The sequence below is a fragment of the SAR86 cluster bacterium genome, assembly GCA_023703675.1.
Taxonomy (GTDB): domain Bacteria; phylum Pseudomonadota; class Gammaproteobacteria; order Magnimaribacterales; family AG-339-G14; genus AG-339-G14.
The window spans coordinates 550644-563881 of record CP097974.1 but is presented as its reverse complement, the minus strand read 5'-3'; the positions used below and the strand labels follow the sequence as shown (position 1 = coordinate 563881).

The window sequence follows — 13238 nt, the reverse complement described above, 5'->3', positions numbered from 1 at the left end:
TTCTGTTGCTTATATCTGTATTTTTTTTACAATTTTCAAATGATTAGTGAAGAAAAAGAAAATTTATCCTTCGATCCTGAGATATTAAGAGAAAAGTATCTTCAAGAAAGAGACAAAAGAGTTAGAGCCGATGGTAATGATCAGTACGTAGAAGTCAAAGGCGACTTTTCTTATTTTGTTGAAGATCCTTACGTAACAGAAAGTATTTCTAGAGAACCCAATACAAACACCTATCACACTATTGTCATCGGTGGTGGATTCGGAGGAGTTTTGAGTGGAGCGAGACTTAGAGAACAAGGTATAAATGATTTTAAAATTATTGAAAAAGGTGGAGACTTTGGTGGCACATGGTATTGGAATAGATATCCTGGCGCTTCCTGTGATATTGAATCTTATATTTATTTCCCCTTATTAGAAGAAACTAATTTTATTCCGAAAAGAAAATATACCAATGCGCCTGAAACATTGGATTATTTCAATGTAATTTCAGAAAAGTTCTCTCTAAAAGAGAACGCGCTATTTCAGACTGAAGTTAATGAAGTTAAGTGGTTATCTGATGAAAAACTTTGGTGCATCAAAACTAATCGACAAGATTCAATTAAAGCTAAGTTCGTGATTCATGCTAATGGCTTTTTAAATAGACCAAAACTTCCAGCGATGAATGGAATAAACGATTACCAAGGCCATACATTTCATACGAGTAGATGGGATTATGATTACACTGGTGGTGATTCAAACGGAAATTTAGAAAATCTTAAGGATAAAAAGGTAGCAATCATAGGTACTGGAGCTACTGCGGTTCAATGCGTGCCGCATTTAGCAGCGAGTGCAAAAAAACTTTACGTTTTTCAAAGAACGCCCTCTTCTATTGACGAGCGAAACAATTCAGATACAGATGAAAAATGGTTTAAATCACAAAAAAAAGGTTGGCAAAATGATCGTAGAGAAAATTTTGAAGGATTTTTAACAGGATCTTTTTCAAATAGAGATTTGGTAAATGATGGCTGGACTGAAATATTCAGAACTATTCTTGGAGGCCTAATGAATAATGGTCCAAGTAAGTTAAAAATATTTTCTTGGGTTATTTCTGCTCCTTTCTATAGTGATTTTTATAAACTTGGCATGAAAACTTACATCAGAAATGAATTCATGAAATTCATCAGTAGGAAAGACATCAGTCAGAAAGTAGAAATGATAGATTTTCAAAAAATGGAAAAAGTTAGAAAAAGAGCGGAAGAAATTGTTAACGATCCTCAAACAGCTGAGTCATTAAAGCCTTATTACAGGCAGTTGTGCAAACGACCATGTTTTCATGATGAATACTTACAATCCTTTAATAACGATAACGTTGAGTTAGTTGATACCGACGGCAAAGGGGTAAAAGAGATTAACGCCAAAGGAATTATTCATGATGGAAAAGAATACGAAGTTGATTGCATAATTTTCGCTTCGGGTTTCGAAGTTGGAACGGATTATTCAAGAAGATGTGGTTATCAAATAACTGGAGTTGATGGAATAACTCTCAGCGAAAAATGGAAAAATGGTCTTTCTACTTTTCATGGGATTCACTCCAGAGGCTTCCCAAATTGTTTTTTTTACGGTCCAGGACAAGGCCCATTTACAGCTAATTTTACTCACTCATTAGATGAGCAAAGCTCTCATGTGGCTTATATTTTAAAATATTTAGATAATAAAAAATTAAATTTTGTTGAAGCTTCTGATGATGCTGAAAAAAAATGGAATGAAACAATAATCACGAAAGCAAGAAATATGGAAAGTTTTCAAGAAGCTTGTACGCCTGGTTATTACAATAACGAAGGAAAACCAAATACAAACCCTCAAAACAATTCTTATGGGGGCGGCGCTTTAGAGTATTTTAAGCTTCTAGATAGCTGGAGAAAAAACAATAAGCTTCAAGGATTAGTTACTGCTGAATAAAATTAATTTGCAATCGTGATCCGATGCAATAATCGATCATATCCATCGTACCCACCATCTGCCATATGCATGACGGTTCGATTGTCCCACATCAGCAGCATATTTTCTGACCATTTATGACGATATATAAATCGCTCTTGGGTCATGTGATCATACAATTTCAATAATAATAAAAATGATTCTTCTTCATCCATTCCATGAATATGGGATGTATAAACAGGATTCACAAACAAACATTTTTGATTGGTTTCTGGGTGAATTTTTACTAAAGGATGGATTTCCTCTTTTTTCGCTTCTTTCGATGTAATTATATCCATTGCCCTTTCTTCTTTCTCTGTGGCGTAAAATCCATCATCTGCATAGGGAAGCTTAGCGCTATGAACTACCTTTAAATCTTTTATTTGTTCTTTTAAGCCGGAATCAAGTTCCTCGTACGCTTTTTGAGTATTAGCAAATAAAGTATCGCCGCCTACAGGAGGAATAATCTTTGAAAGTAGAAAAGTCGCTGCCGGAGGATTTTTCTGAAATGACCAATCAGAATGCCAAGTTCCACCAAAAGGAGGAGCTTTTTCAGAAGCCAATCTTTTTACTTCGACAATGTTTGGCTTATCTTTTAACCCTGCAAGATATGGATCGTCCCCAAAAGCTCCAAACTTTAAACAAAAGTTTTCATAATTTTCATGTGTGAGTTCTTGGTTAGGAAATATTGCAACACCGTTTTTCAGCCATGAATTTCTAATGGAATTAACTTCATCATCTGACAATTCTTGATTTAAATCCAAACCGCTTATTTCAACTCCTAGGTTAGATTTAGGATCCTTAATTTTAGTGGTTATTTCCTGTAACATTTAAAGAGCATTATAAGTTTTTTTATTTAGATAACCAAAATGAATCTTAAAAGAGTAAGTCCTATACTAGAAAGGGAAACTGAAACAGAATTATTAAATCTTGCTCCAGAGCCATGGAAAATACTGAAATGCCTTGAAACAGATATAGTTTTTTTGGAAAACCCTCCAGGTTATGAAGCTCTTAAAGAAGAATTTGCTTGGGAAAAAACTTATCAATCTGAAGTTGAATCAAAACAAAATGCTGAGCCATTGAGATATAAGGTCAGTTCTTATGCTAAAGAGTATCGTCATAAAGTTTTAAAAAGAAATAAAGTAAAAAACTTATTAAAGAAATGTATTTTAAAAAAGAAAAATCAAAAGAATATCCAACTTTTAGACGTTGGCTGTGCTGACGGAGGAGCGTTAGAAGCTATAATTTCTGAGCTTCCGAGTTCTTATCATTCAAAATGTATACCGAATGGGATAGAGATCTCTGCTGAACTAGCAAATAAGGCAAAAATCAATGCTAAAAGAGGAATTTGGATTCACAATAATGCAGTCGATGGAATGCTAGAATTTCAAGATTCTTTTTTTGATGTTGTGGTCCTTTCATCTTTTCTTGAGCATGAAATTAATCCGCTAAGTCTATTAAAAAATACATTCATTAAACTTAAAGATAAAGGGAATGTAATTATTAAGGTTCCTAATTTTGACAGTTGGAATCGTCATTTAAGAAAAGAAAAATGGTGTGGTTTTCGCCACCCTGATCATGTCAACTATTTCACTCCTAAAACATTAAAAGATATTTCTCTGAGATCAGGCTTTAATAATTTTTCCATGGGCTTTCTTGATAGACAACCTTTAAGTGACAGCATGTATGCTGTATTGGAAAAATAATTTCAAATACTCTTTAATATTTCGTCTTTGTGCTCACCCAATTTTGGCGCTGGACTATGATTTTTTAGTTCTTGATCGTTGAATTTTGCCGGATATCTTAAGGCTCTTACCTTGCCTTGGTGATCACTTTCGATAGTTTTAAATAACTCATTAGCTTGAAGTTGAGGATGTTCCATTAACTCTTTTAAAGTAGTAGTTTCTGCACAAGGCACATCTTCTTTTCTTAATCTTTTTAAAGCCTCTGTAGTTGAAAGATTTTCAAATTTTGATAGCAAACTCATTAGTTCTACTAAATTCTCACTTCTCGCCGTTGCGGTATTAAATTTTTCATCCTCGGTTAAGTTAGGTTCGTCTAAGGCTCTAAAGATTCCAAACCATTGCGCATCGGACAGAGCAGCAATTGATATGTAACCATCTTTACACTTATAAAGATTATAAGATTTCGTTAAAGGGGCAAGGATTTCTACATCATCATCCAATAAAGTGTGATTCATCATTCCATCTGGCCATAAGAAAAATACAGCTGAATCAATCATAGATAAATCTATTCGATCAGCTACTCCTGTTCTTTCTCTTTTAAACAGCGCTGACAATATAGATTGAGTGACAGTATAAGCAGTGATTTTGTCACATAGAAGAGTTTTAATGTATTGAGGTTTCTCTAAGTCAGATTGAATGTCGGTAGCTCCAGACATTGCCTGGACGACGTGATCATAAGCTGGCGCCTTTGAATAAGGACCCTGATTTCCAAAGCCATTTATTGAAACATAAATTAATTTTTTATTTAATTTTTTACAATCACATTCACTTAATCCTATTTTATCCATTATTCCTGGACGAAAATTATTAATTAAGACATCAGCTTTAGATATTAGTTTTTTTGCGACAGTTAGATCCTCATCGACCTTTAAATCTAAATCGATAGATTTCTTGCCCCTATTACAATTGGCAAATAATGCTGAAATTCCTCCTTTTTGAGTGCCTAAATATCTCATAGGATCACCGATACCAGTCTGTTCAATTTTAATAACTTCAGCCCCCTGATCTGCCATCATCATTGTGGCAAGTGAGGCTGTAATTATTGTAGAAATTTCTAATACTTTTATTCCTTCTAACGGTAGTTGGTTATCCATTAATCCCTCCCTTTTGACTTATAATAAAAGATACTTGGTCTTAACAGTTTATACAATGGGGGTTTTGATTTGAACGATTTAAGGGAATTATCTGAATTAGCCTGGAAAGGATTATTAGATACAAAATTTAAACATCATCCAGTTCATACTTTTTATGAAGGATCTACAGAAATAAATTCTTTCGTACTTGGTATAAAAGGAATTGGAGGTTTTTATGCGATAGATACTGGCGATGGATTAGTTATGCTTGATGCAGGCAGTCAACTAGATATCGAAACGGGTTATCAAGAAATAAAAAAATGGAGGCCAAACGATTATCTTAAAAAAGCAATATTCAGCCATCATCACGTCGATCATGTTTTTGCTGTTCAAAAATTTGATGAGGAGTGCAAAGAAAAAAACTTACCACTTCCAAAAGTTTATTCACATTCTTTAACTCCAAAACACTTCGATAGATATATAAAAACACAAGGTTGGAACACGGCAATAAATAGGAGACAGTTTGCAATTGATTCAGAAAATTTTTCCTGGCCTTCATCGTATAGATATCCTGACGAAACTTATGAAACTGAGATGTCATTTAAGCAAGGTAATTTTACTTTCAATTTATTCCACGCTAGAGGTGAGACAGATGATCATACTTGGGTGCATATTCCAGAAGCAAAAATTTTAGCTCCTGGTGATTTATTTATTTGGGCTGTACCCAATGGAGGAAATCCTCAAAAAGTTCAAAGATATATTTCTGACTGGGCTGATGCATTAGATCAAATGAATGAGTTAGAGTCAGAGATTCTTCTTCCCGGGCATGGCTTTCCAATATTTGGTAAGGAAAGAATAGAAATTGCCTTGACTACAACTTCTGAGTTTCTCAGGTCAATTGAAGATCAAACTCTCGCTTTCATGAATAAAGGCAAAAGACTTAATGAAATACTTCATGAAGTTAAATTTTCTGATAGTTTAATGAAACATGCTTGGTTGAGACCGGTTTATGACGATCCTCAATTTCTCATAAGAATGGTTTGGAGAAGGTATGGTGGATGGTGGGATGGAGAATATGACAGACTTCTACCCTCACCAAGAAGCGAAGAAGCTATAATTTGGAAAGAATTATCTGGAGGCATCGATCCGATTATCTCAAAGGCTTTAGAATGTAGTAACGATGGAAAACATGAGTTAGCAGCACATCTAATAGAATCAGCTTTTTACGCAGATATGAAAAGTATAAAAGTACATGAAGCTAGAAAAATAATATTTAAAAGATTTTCTGAAAAACAAGAATCATCAATGGCAAGAAATATTCTTAACCACGCAAGCTTGGCCAGCGATAAACTAAAAAGAGACTTGGCAGAATTAGATTAATTGATTTTGTCTATTTCCTCCGAGGAAACTTTTCTAGCTTCTTTTTTTAATAAAATAGGAATTCCATCTTTTATTGGATATGCCAGTTTGCTTTCTATAGAAATCAATTCATTTCCAATTAAAATTAACCCAGTTTTTGATTCCGGACAAACTAGGATATTTAATAATTTTTTATCAATCATTGCGTATAAAGAAAATTAATCATTTGTGTAGGGCTAAAAACTTGTGTAAGTCTAGTTTCGCCATTAGTTGTAATGATTGTTGGAGCGGTTACTGTAAAATTTGTTGATCCTAAAGTTCCAGCGGACATTTTTCTTTCCTCGGATAAATCTAGTGATGGATAGTATAAGCTATTTCTTGAAATTAAAATTTTATTTTCAAAATCTATAAACACATATTGACCATCAAAACCCGCAGCAAAGATCAATTTATTGAATGACGGATTTGGAGAAGAAAATGTTGCTTCTGGTGTGTGCCAGAATTTTAGTCCATAGGTCGTTAAATCCTTTATTTGTTGCACGTAAGCAGATGATAATATTCTCTCGCCGTTCCATAATCCATCGTTTAAAAGTAGTTGACCTATTTTTAGAAAATCTCTGGCCGTCATATCAATGCAACAATAAGTTAAGTAATTCCCATTATTTTGTCCACCGATTGAATTATCTTTCCACCAATAAACGGTAATATCTAATTTTGAAAAAAGGTGTGTTTGGGCAAAATCTTTGATGTTTTGGCTAGTAGCACGATAAAAAATCTCTCCTAATATCATAGTGTCACAATTTGAATAAAGGGAATAAGAATTTTGATCTAAGGGATTATATTGACCATGTAATGGAACATTGAAAGTTTGATTAATACAACCTATGAGTTGATTTGTTGCCCTAGCTATATTTCCACCTCCTATACTTGAAGATGCTGGTAAATCTGCACAATTTCCAATCTCGTCAGGTTCAGAAGCATTGAAACATCCTTGGTGGAGTCCAGATCTCATGTCAAGTAGGTTCTTAATTGTTATATTTTTTCTCTCGTCGCCTATCCATTCATTAATGTAATCAGATGCATTTGAATTGATGGATAAAAGTCCTTTTGATTCTGCAATACCGAAAAGAATACTCGTAAAAGATTTACCTACTGACCAACTATTTACTAAGGAATCTGAGTCTTGTGACCCTAATTTTGCCTCTAGAAAAGATTTTGTCAGTGAAGGATGGGCTGAGATTAAATTATATTTCTCCAATTCTGATATTGATCTATATTTTTCACCAACTATTTTTTCATCTTTTACAATTATGGCGGATTGAGTATAGAGTCCATCAAATGTTGCGTAGTCTAATGCGTTTTGAACCGCTGATGCTGATAGGCCAACCGTCTCGGGTAAGGCGGTTTCCCAAGAATAACTATATGACTGCTGTGCGGTAGATTGCAGTTGAATGTTTCTACTTTCAGAAGCAACATTTCCTCCGCCTCCTCCACAACTTAAAAACGATAACGAAAGAAAGAGTGTTAGATACTTAAAAAATTTTCTATACGGGCTAAACAATTATCTTTACCAATTAAAAAAAGTAAGTCAGTTATAGAGGGGGCTTGAGATTTACCGGTCAATATTAATCGTAATGGTTTGCCTAATGTAGGGAATTTAAGATTATTTTCGTTGAGAAAATTATCAATGAAAACACCGATAAGAAGTTTATCGTTAAAATTTACTTCATTAAGTTCTTTTTTAAATTTTAAAAGCAAATCTGGATCAATTTTTATTTGAGATATTAATTCTCTGTTAAAATTTGGCTCTGAATAAAAAATGGATAAACTGTCAATAATTTGCAGAATATTATTTGCGCTCTCTCTTAACAAACTAATGATCTCTAACTTTTTGGGATTTTTTACAAATTTATCTGGTAACGAAAAATTATTGTCTATGTACTCGTATAAAGCATTAATTTTATACTCCTTCAAATAATGATTATTATAAAAATCTAATAATTCCTGAGAAAATTTAGCTGCAGAAGAATTGACATCCGATATTTTAAAATTTTTAATTAATTCCTTTTGTGTAAAAATTTCTTTGCTATTGTGAGACCAGCCTAATTTCATTAAATAATTTATCATCGCTTCTTTTAAATAACCTAATTTTCGATATTCGTTTATATCAACAGCCCCTTCTCTTTTTGACAATCTCTTTCCATCAGAAGAAAGAACCATTGGTAAATGAGCATAATTTGGAATAGTAGAATCAAGAGCATTGAGAATGTTTATTTGTTTCAGGGTATTAGTAATATGATCATCGCCACGAATGACCGTTGATATGTTCATTTCTTTGTCATCTATAGCGGCACAAAAATTATATGTCGGTGAGGCATCTGATCTTAAAATTATAAAATCATCTAATTCTTTATTTTCAACAGAAATATTGCCCAAGATTTCGTCTTGAAATGATGTCGTGCCAGTTTGGGGCATTTTGAACCTAATGACATTACCCTCTTCATGAGACAAGTTTTTGTCTCTATTCAAACCATCGTATTTGGGTTTTAATTTTTTTTCAATTTGTGCTTTCCTTACTTCTTCAAGTCGTTCTTGAGAACAATCACAAGAATAAGCATTTCCAGATTCGAGTAATTCAAATGCAATTTTTTTATGTTTTTTTAAATTTTTACTTTGAAAAATCGGAGGTTCATCAGGTTCTATCCCTAGCCAAGCCAAACTGGCATTAATAGAAGTCACAAATTCCTTGCTAGATCTTTCTTGGTCAGTGTCTTCAAATCTCAAAAGGAATTTACCGTCCGAGGTCTTTGCTTGCAGCCAGGCAAATAATGCGGTTCGAGCGCCTCCGATGTGTAAATGTCCTGTTGGGCTTGGAGCAAACCTAGTTATTGTCTTCATGAATAGATTTTAAGTAATTTTGATGAGCTAAATTTTCTTCAGCTGAAGCACTTATTTTAATCAAAGACGACGATTGAGACACTTTAGTTTCATTTATCGTCTTTTTGGTAATGCCTGATGGGAGATTTAAATCGGTTTGACCACCGGTCATAGAAAGATAAACTTCACCAAGAATTTTTGAATCAATTAATGCACCATGATAGCTTCTGTCATATCCTTGTATATTGTATCTGTCTGTTAAAACGTCAAGACTATTTCTTTGTCCAGGATGCATTTGCCTTGCCATTAATAAAGTATCTATTACTTTTTCTACATGATCTTCGATTTTTTGGTTTACGTTGATTTGTTGCAATTCATTATTTAAAAATCCCAAATCAAATTCTGCATTATGGATTAATAGTTCAGAGTCTTTAATGAAATCAAATAACTCATTATAAATTTCAGAAAATCTTGGTTTGTCTGATAAAAAATCTCTTGAGAGACCATGAATTTTAACCGCTCCAGGATCTATAGATCTCTCAGGATTAAGATATGAATGAAATTCATTCCCGGTAAATTTTCTGTTTTCAATTTCAACGCAGGCTATTTCAATAAGTTTGTGACCGGATTTGTAATCCAAACCCGTCGTTTCAGTATCTAGAATAATTTGTTTCATCTCAAAGGTTGTCTATTCCCAAATTTGCCAATTCATCTGCAATATCATTTTCTCTAAGACCACTATGCCCCTTTACCCAATTCCATCTTATTGAATGCTGAGCATTTAAAACATCTAATTGTTTCCATAAATCTGAATTTTTAACTGGTTTCTTTGATGCAGTTTTCCATCCATTTACTTTCCATTTTTTTATGTATTCTGTAATTCCGTCCATAACGTATTTTGAGTCAGTAAAAATTTCTATTTCCGTAGATTCAGAAAAAAAATCTAAAGCTTTTATAACAGCAGTAAGTTCCATTTGATTATTAGTGGTTACGTTTTGACCGCCATTTAATTTAATCTCTTCATTGTCCTTTAAAATTAAAGCTCCCCACCCTCCAGGACCTGGGTTTCCTCTACAAGCGCCATCAGTATATATTCTAATTATTTTCATTTTAAAGTCTTAACCAAAATTACTTCCTAATGATAAAATTAAGTATGATCGAAGTTCATCCACTAAAAGCATTCACTGATAATTATATCTGGGCTTTAGTTAGTAAAGAATCAATTTATGTAGTAGATCCTGGTGATCCAAATCCGGTTATAGACTTTATAGAAAACAATAACTTTAATCTAGAAGGAATTTTAATTACTCATCACCATTTTGACCACACTGGAGGAATTAAAACGTTAGTAGATAGATTTGAAGTTCCTGTTTATGGTCCTAAGGGAGGACATATTGAGGGAATTACAAATGAGTTGGTTGAAAATGATTGCATAACCATTTTGGGAGAAAGTTTTAAAATATTTGAAGTACCTGGACATACTCTTGATCATATTGCTTACTATTCCGACTCAAATCAAAAACTTCTTTTTTGCGGAGATACCTTATTCTCTGGAGGTTGCGGTAGACTTTTTGAAGGAACTCCAGATCAAATGCATGAATCATTGAATAAACTAAAAAATCTTCATCCCGAAACGCTCGTATTTTGTACTCATGAATACACCGAAAACAATTTAGATTTTGCTCTTGTTGTTGATGATCAAAATGATTACTTAAAAGATTATTCTTTAAAGGTAAAAAATCTTAGGGAGCAAGATAAAATAACTCTACCTTCTTCAATTAAAAAAGAATTACAAATTAATCCTTTTCTTAGATTAAATTCAAAGAATATTATTTTTAACGCTAGCAAACATGCATCAATCTCTATCTCCAATGAAATTGAAACTTTGAAAACAATCCGAGAATGGAAAGATAATTTCTAATGAAATCTTTTATCGCTGTTTTATTAATTTATTCGTCTCTAGCTTTTACTCAAAATACAAGAGATCTAAATTCCTTGTGGGATGAAATTAGAAGAAACAGCAACCTAGAATTTGATTCAACTAGAAGTGAGATAATTAGTGCTGCTGACAAATATGATGGTCATCAATACCTCATAAACCGTCTTTCAAAGAATGGGCAAAGGTATTTGTATTACACAGTCAAGGAGGCTTTAAAAAAAGGATTGCCCGTAGAATTAAGTTTAATTCCATTTGTAGAAAGTCAATTTGATCCGTATGCTCAATCTTCAACAGGAGCATCTGGAATTTGGCAGTTTATACCAAGCACAGCAAAAGAAAATGGCTTAAAAAAAAATTGGTGGTATGACGGCAGGAGAGACATCCTTGCTTCAACAGAGGCCGCCTATACTTTTCTAACAAGTTTGTATGAAAAATATGATGACTGGTTAATAGCAATTGCAGCTTACAACGCTGGGCCATCTAGAATAAGAAGAGAAATTGAAAAAAATAAATCTAATGGATTACCTACAGATTTTTGGTCATTAAATCTTCCCCGAGAGACCAAAGCTTATGTTCCAAAAATACTTGCAATAGTAGAAGTTATTCGCGAGCCCGAAAAATATAATATTGAGCTGCCTTATCTAGCCAATCGCCCTTATTTTAGTGTCATAGAATTACCCTCTCAAGTAGATTTGATGCAAGTTTCTAATCTTTCAGGAGTTAAACTTGAGTTAATTTATGAATTAAATCCTGGATTTAATCAATGGGCTACTGACCCTAATGGTCCTTTTCATATTTTGTTGCCAGTTGGAATTGCAGACAGATTTCAAATCATTCTTGAAGATATTGATCCCAACGAATTAGTTCAATGGGATAAATATTTAGTTTCTAGCGGCGATACTTTGACCTCGATTGCAGAGAGCTATCTGATTGATTTTGAACTGCTCAAAGAAATAAATGGACTGAAAGATGACACGATCTATGAATCAGAAGAATTAATTGTTCCAAGAGGTCCAAGCTGGATAAAAGATTATTTAAATAGGCCCGATATATACTATGTTCAGGGAGGAGATAGTCTTTGGTCAATAGCAAAGAAATTCGAAGTGACTATTAGAGACTTATCTATTTGGAACGATCTCAATCCAAGTAATTTTCTCCTCACGGGAACTAAAATTTTAATTTATCCTAAATATTTAAAACCCAGACCTGCTCCAAAAATAAATAGAAATAATATTTCATATCCAGTAAAAACTGGCGACACTATTAATAAGATATCTTTGCGTTTTGGGATAACTAAAGATTGGATTCTAAAATGGAATGATATTGAAGACGAAAGTCTTATTTATCCAGGAGATATAATTAAACTTAATCTTTCTGAGATAAATTAAAATAATTTAAATTCCCATATAACGGTGAATGCTCTTTCGTTATTATGTTTATAGGAGTATTTCTTAATATTTCTAAGTGAGGGCCAGCTTTATTTGAAAGAAATTTCTCCTCAAAAGTTTTGGTGTTAATAAAATCTTTCAAACTTCTTGTGAGGTTTCCAGCTAAATAAATACCTCTTCCTGGAAGAAAGGACAAAGTCAGATCAGATAGAATTATCGCTAATCTCTCAATAAAATCTTGTATGATTTCTTTTGCTACTAGATCATCATTTTTAGCTCGCGAAAAAATTTCTTCTGCACTTAAATTTTTTCTTGTCTTAATTTCATAAATTTTTGAAATTGCTTTTCCGGAGAGAGTATCTTCGATGGATTTAAAATGATGGAACTTGGATAAATCCTCCCCAATTAATTCTTCAACACCTATGTTTGTGTTGCCATATTCAGAAGAGATTACAATTTGATCGTCTAACAAAATTGATACACCCAATCCCGTGCCTGGGCCAAAATATAAAGAATTTTTATTATATGAACTTACTTCTTTGTTTATTAAATTAATGCAATCTTTTTGATTAAGATAAGCATGTCCATATGCGATTGATTCCCAATCGTTCAGCAGATGACATTCTTTCAGACTAAATTTTTCTTTTATTTCATTAGGATCTATTTTGTAAGATCTGTTAGTCATTTTAATAATTCCGTCTAATTTTGGACCAGCCGCAGAAATAACTATGTTTAAGACTTTTCCTCTTTCTGTTGTCAAAAGATCTTCCAATAATTTGTCTAGACTTTCGCTACCTATATTTTTTTTAAATATTTTTTCAATTGAAGTCTTACCCTTTTCTGCCAAAGCATATCTGACATTAGTCCCACCTATGTCTAATAAAAAAACTTTTTCCATTAA

The 13238-nt window shown here is 33.1% G+C and carries 13 protein-coding genes; 5 read left to right on the top strand and 8 right to left on the bottom strand.

Translation table 11 applies throughout. The features are described from left to right. The first annotated feature begins 39 nt into the window (after positions 1–39). Positions 40–1938 (top strand): NAD(P)/FAD-dependent oxidoreductase, encoded by a 1899-nt coding sequence (locus tag M9C82_02815; protein ID URQ74073.1) that lies wholly within the window; start codon positions 40–42, stop codon positions 1936–1938. Between the two features lie 2 nt (positions 1939–1940). On the opposite strand, the gene M9C82_02810 is transcribed toward M9C82_02815, so the two are convergent. Then, the gene (locus M9C82_02810) at positions 1941–2786 is read right to left on the bottom strand and encodes a TauD/TfdA family dioxygenase (protein ID URQ74072.1); all 846 of its coding nucleotides are present in this window, start codon (positions 2784–2786) and stop codon (positions 1941–1943) included. Between the two features lie 39 nt (positions 2787–2825). Here M9C82_02810 and M9C82_02805 point away from each other — a divergent pair, with 39 nt between their 5' ends. Continuing rightward, positions 2826–3662, top strand: coding sequence for a class I SAM-dependent methyltransferase (locus tag M9C82_02805; GenBank protein URQ74071.1), 837 nt, complete (start codon positions 2826–2828; stop codon positions 3660–3662). A 2-nt stretch (positions 3663–3664) separates the two neighbouring features. On the opposite strand, the gene M9C82_02800 is transcribed toward M9C82_02805, so the two are convergent. Further along, complete coding sequence (locus M9C82_02800) at positions 3665–4795, bottom strand: CoA transferase (GenBank protein ID URQ74070.1); 1131 nt, start codon at positions 4793–4795, stop codon at positions 3665–3667. Positions 4796–4864: 69 nt separating this feature from the next. On the opposite strand from M9C82_02800, the gene M9C82_02795 reads away from it, so the two are divergent. Further along, positions 4865–6154 carry an MBL fold metallo-hydrolase gene (locus M9C82_02795; GenBank protein ID URQ74069.1) on the top strand — a complete coding sequence of 430 codons (1290 nt, stop codon included), beginning with the start codon at positions 4865–4867 and terminating at the stop codon, positions 6152–6154. Here the strand turns inward: M9C82_02795 and M9C82_02790 are convergent. The 5 genes from M9C82_02790 to rnhA are packed head-to-tail and all read right to left on the bottom strand — an operon-like array spanning position 6151 to position 10119. Beyond that, positions 6151–6336, bottom strand: a complete 186-nt coding sequence (locus M9C82_02790; GenBank protein ID URQ74068.1) for a Trm112 family protein — start codon at positions 6334–6336, stop codon at positions 6151–6153. The genes M9C82_02795 and M9C82_02790 overlap by 4 nt on opposite strands. Then, complete coding sequence (locus tag M9C82_02785) at positions 6333–7694, bottom strand: beta-lactamase family protein (protein ID URQ74067.1); 1362 nt, start codon at positions 7692–7694, stop codon at positions 6333–6335. Before M9C82_02785 ends, M9C82_02790 begins: the two co-directional genes overlap by 4 nt. Further along, positions 7658–9031, bottom strand: coding sequence for a glutamate--tRNA ligase (gene gltX, locus M9C82_02780; protein URQ74066.1), 1374 nt, complete (start codon positions 9029–9031; stop codon positions 7658–7660). Before gltX ends, M9C82_02785 begins: the two co-directional genes overlap by 37 nt. Further along, on the bottom strand, positions 9015–9686 hold the full coding sequence (gene dnaQ, locus M9C82_02775; GenBank protein URQ74065.1) for a DNA polymerase III subunit epsilon: 672 nt from the start codon (positions 9684–9686) through the stop codon (positions 9015–9017). Before dnaQ ends, gltX begins: the two co-directional genes overlap by 17 nt. A gap of 1 nt (position 9687) precedes the next feature. Next, complete coding sequence (gene rnhA, locus M9C82_02770) at positions 9688–10119, bottom strand: ribonuclease HI (protein URQ74064.1); 432 nt, start codon at positions 10117–10119, stop codon at positions 9688–9690. A gap of 47 nt (positions 10120–10166) precedes the next feature. On the opposite strand from rnhA, the gene gloB reads away from it, so the two are divergent. Then, entirely contained in the window at positions 10167–10931 is a 765-nt protein-coding gene (gene gloB, locus M9C82_02765) for a hydroxyacylglutathione hydrolase (protein URQ74118.1), read from the top strand. Beyond that, positions 10931–12337: a LysM peptidoglycan-binding domain-containing protein gene (locus tag M9C82_02760; protein ID URQ74063.1), complete on the top strand. Its 1407-nt coding sequence runs from the start codon at positions 10931–10933 to the stop codon at positions 12335–12337. Before gloB ends, M9C82_02760 begins: the two co-directional genes overlap by 1 nt. Here M9C82_02760 and M9C82_02755 read toward each other — a convergent pair. Further along, positions 12315–13235 (bottom strand): glucokinase, encoded by a 921-nt coding sequence (locus tag M9C82_02755; protein URQ74062.1) that lies wholly within the window; start codon positions 13233–13235, stop codon positions 12315–12317. The genes M9C82_02760 and M9C82_02755 overlap by 23 nt on opposite strands. Positions 13236–13238: the final 3 nt, after the last annotated feature.

Excerpts from the sequence above, each read along its gene's own strand:
- M9C82_02815 (URQ74073.1), top strand. The coding sequence starts at position 40 with ATGATTAGTGAAGAAAAAGAAAATTTATCCTTCGATCCTGAGATATTA.
- M9C82_02810 (URQ74072.1), bottom strand. The coding sequence starts at position 2,786 with ATGTTACAGGAAATAACCACTAAAATTAAGGATCCTAAATCTAACCTA.
- M9C82_02805 (URQ74071.1), top strand. The coding sequence starts at position 2,826 with ATGAATCTTAAAAGAGTAAGTCCTATACTAGAAAGGGAAACTGAAACA.
- M9C82_02800 (URQ74070.1), bottom strand. The coding sequence starts at position 4,795 with ATGGATAACCAACTACCGTTAGAAGGAATAAAAGTATTAGAAATTTCT.
- M9C82_02790 (URQ74068.1), bottom strand. The coding sequence starts at position 6,336 with ATGATTGATAAAAAATTATTAAATATCCTAGTTTGTCCGGAATCAAAA.
- gltX (URQ74066.1), bottom strand. The coding sequence starts at position 9,031 with ATGAAGACAATAACTAGGTTTGCTCCAAGCCCAACAGGACATTTACAC.
- dnaQ (URQ74065.1), bottom strand. The coding sequence starts at position 9,686 with ATGAAACAAATTATTCTAGATACTGAAACGACGGGTTTGGATTACAAA.
- rnhA (URQ74064.1), bottom strand. The coding sequence starts at position 10,119 with ATGAAAATAATTAGAATATATACTGATGGCGCTTGTAGAGGAAACCCA.
- M9C82_02760 (URQ74063.1), top strand. The coding sequence starts at position 10,931 with ATGAAATCTTTTATCGCTGTTTTATTAATTTATTCGTCTCTAGCTTTT.
- M9C82_02755 (URQ74062.1), bottom strand. The coding sequence starts at position 13,235 with ATGGAAAAAGTTTTTTTATTAGACATAGGTGGGACTAATGTCAGATAT.